At 68.5% G+C, this 3,084-nt stretch carries 3 protein-coding genes; all 3 read right to left on the reverse strand.

Annotation, left to right across the window (positions count from 1 at the left end):
* Positions 1–139: 139 nt before the first annotated feature.
* Positions 140–1,075, reverse strand: a complete 936-nt coding sequence (locus QZY48_RS00250) for an ABC transporter substrate-binding protein (RefSeq protein ID WP_295426342.1) — start codon at positions 1,073–1,075, stop codon at positions 140–142.
* Positions 1,065–2,078, reverse strand: coding sequence for a peptidase U32 family protein (locus QZY48_RS00255; RefSeq protein ID WP_295426344.1), 1,014 nt, complete (start codon positions 2,076–2,078; stop codon positions 1,065–1,067). The genes QZY48_RS00250 and QZY48_RS00255 overlap by 11 nt, the downstream gene beginning before the upstream one ends.
* The coding region (locus QZY48_RS00260; RefSeq protein WP_295426345.1) for a peptidase U32 family protein at positions 2,078–3,084 on the reverse strand (1,007 nt) is incomplete at its 5' end. The genes QZY48_RS00260 and QZY48_RS00255, both read right to left, overlap by 1 nt.

Raw genomic sequence — 3,084 nt, forward strand, 5'->3', positions numbered from 1 at the left:
CGGTATCAAAGTCTCCGACAAGGAACTTGCAGAAGTAGTCATCGAATGCGATGAATTTCATGGCGAGTGGAACTATCAAGTCAAGCCCCGCCAATCCGGCGCATGAATTGCGAATGTACAACTTATTTTTGCTAGGTTACTAACGTACTTCTTCCAGATCGAAGGTGCCGTCGGGCAAGCGCTCCAGCCCCAAGGCCGCGGGGCCTACCCGCGCCTTCAGGGTCTCGAAGCAGGCGGCCAGGCGTTCGGGGAGCTGCCCCGGCCAGTGCAGACCGATACGGCGCAGCCAGGCGGCGCGCAGCGGCGGCGCGGTTTCATTGGTGGCGGACTCGGCCGCGCCCTGGCGCCAGAGGGCCGCGTCCCCGCGCATGGCGGCGGTCGCGTGATCGAACGCTTGGGCGAAGGCGCGCAGCAGGTCGGGGCGCTCGCGCCGCAGGGCCTCGGGGGCGATGAAGAAGGTCGTGGGCAGCGCGGCGCCGGTGAGTGTCTCGACCGCGTCGAGCGCGTCGAAGGCCAGGGCCAGGCGCGGGTCCAAGAGGGCGACGGCGCCCAAGTGCCAGAACAGGACCGCCCCGGCCACCTCGCCCGCGCTCAGGAGCCTCAGGCATTCGTGCTTGGCCCCGGTCTCGACCAACTCGACCGTCGTCTCCGGGTCGCCCAGGCCGCTCGTGAGCGCATGGGCGCGCAGCAGGACCCAGGTCTTGTCCAGGCGCTCCACCACGGCGATGCGCCGCCCGGCCAGGTCTGCGAGGCCGTGCGGGCACTGCGCCCGGGCCACCACCAGGCCGCCCATGATGCGCCCGTAGGGGTGAACGGCCGTGACCCGGGCGCCGTCTCGGCGCAGGCGCCCCAGGCTGATCCAGTCGGTGTCGATGAGGTCCACGACGTCGGCCTGCAAGTCGAATGCGCTCGCCTGCCGGCCGCCGCGGTAGCCATCATCGGTGAGCCCCAGGTCGAGCCGGAAGCCCGCGGCCCGGTCGAAACCCTGCTGCTGCATCACGCGCATGATCCAGGCCGGCGTGCCGGTGCGCTCGAAGCCCGCGCGCAGGGTGCCGAGCGGGGCCTCAGGCGCCAAGACCGGCCGCCTCCAGCGGTGCCGTCGCCTCGCCGTAACGCCCGGCGCGCGCCATCAGGGTGTCGACTCGCTTGCGCTTTTCAGTCACCCAGCGTTCCTCGAGCACCGCCATCGCGTCCGCATAGACCGCCATGTCGGTCGCGCTCCCGTCCAGGACACCGTCGATCACCCGGCGGTAGAAGGCGACCAGGTCGCGGATGATGGGTGTGGGCCGCTCGCGCCCCGACAGCTTGAAGCAGCTCACCCCGGCCGCGATCATGCCGGGGATCTGATCGAGCATGAGGTGGGCGTCGCGCCGCAGCTTGAGGCCGGGCGCTGTTTGCGCCTCATCGGCATCCGCGGCGGCGAAGGCCCAACGGGTCTGGCAGACGCGATAGCACTCCTTGGCACCGCGGTTGGCGCTGCCGTAACAGGCGTCCTTGCCCTCCAGCGGCGTCCAGTCGCGGAACTTGAGATAGCTCGACATGATGCACTTGCCGGGACAGATCTTGCCGGTCTGCACGGTCGCGAACAGGAAGGTCTCGATGCCGATGTCGCTCTGGGCGCGCGCCCGGCGGACCTCGGCCTCGTCCCACCGGTAGGGCACCACGATCAGGTCGGCGCCTAAGTCGCGGTAGAAGGCGGCGTCGGCGGCGTTGCTGATGCCCGAGCCGACCGAGACGTGCAGTACGGCCGTCGGCAGCCTCGCGCGCAGGCGCGGGATGGCGCCGGGGTCGCTGACGATGAAGCCCGCCGCGCCCCAGTCGAAGAAGCGCTGCGCCTGGTCCAGCCAGGCCTGGTACTCGAAGGGGCTCGGAAAGGTGTTGAGCACCACCCGCACGTCCGCACCCCGGGCCCCGGCATAGTCGATGGCCGTGCGGATGTCCGCATCGCCCATCTCGGACTCGTAGGGGCGGCGGCTCCAACCGAGCGGGCCCACATAGAGGCTGTCGGCGCCCGCGTCTACCGCCGCCCGCGCCATGTCGAGCCCGCCGGCCGGGGCCAGGAGGGTGGGGCGCACCATCACTGTCTCCCGACGTACTGCTGACCGGCGCCCTCGAAATAGTAGCCGTTGCACAGACCCATCTCGGCCAGCCCCGCGAGGCTTGCCAGCGACGCCGCGCTGGCGGTCGGCTCACCGGCCGCGATGGCGTCCAGGGCCGCCCGGTAGGCGCGCCCGATGGTGGCGACGCGGGCGCGCTCCTCGCCGTGGCCCTGGACGAAGAAGTGCTTGAGCCCCTGCGCGGCCAGCAGGTCCATGTGCTCGATCATGCACAGGTCCTTGCCGCTCAGGGTCATACGGCCGGCGTCCTTGAGCGACCAGTCGCCCTGGGAGCGGGTCAGCCAGTGGCCCTTGGCGCAGAAAAAGCTGCATTTTTCCGCCCCCGGGTGGGCGTTCTCCATGATGAAGCAGGTCTCGGAGATCACCAGCGGGATCTTGCCGTGGACCGGAATCAGGACCTCGATCGGTGTCTGGTCCTTGATGAAGACGACCTCGCGCAGGGACAACTCCGGGTTCGGATAGACCCGGGTCACGCCGTATTCTTTCAGGACCCGGGCGGTCTCGTGCGTATAGAGGTTGCCGAAGACGCCAAGGTGCAGGGGCGTGGCGCAGCCCAGCTCACGCAGCACGCGCAGCAGGCCCATATTGTGGACCTCGAAACCGTCGAAGGGCAGGGCGGTCGCAGTCTCGATCACCCGCTTGACCGCATCCAGCTCATGGTTGCTGGGCACGGCATAGAGGCGCAGGTAGCACTGCTTGCCCTGGTCCTTGACGATGCGCACCGCCTCGGCGAGCGTTTCCGGGTGCGAGGAGAAGTTGTTGGGATAGTCGGGGCAGGAGAAATCGCCCAGGTAGAGCGCGTCATAGGCGTCATAGTCGCCGCCGCGCAGTTCCTGTGGATTGGAGCAGTCGGTACTGAGTTCAAACATACAGGTCTCCCGGAGAATGCTCGGTAGCGTCGTTGTCGTTGTCGTTGTCGTTGTCGTAATCGAGGTTATCGTAGTGCCCCGGATGCCCTCGCACGCCA

Source organism: uncultured Thiodictyon sp. (assembly GCF_903828115.1).
Lineage (GTDB): Bacteria > Pseudomonadota > Gammaproteobacteria > Chromatiales > Chromatiaceae > Thiodictyon.

Bases quoted from the DNA above. Each gene is read 5' to 3' on its own strand.
- QZY48_RS00255 (WP_295426344.1), bottom strand. From the start codon at position 2,078: ATGGTGCGCCCCACCCTCCTGGCCCCGGCCGGCGGGCTCGACATGGCG.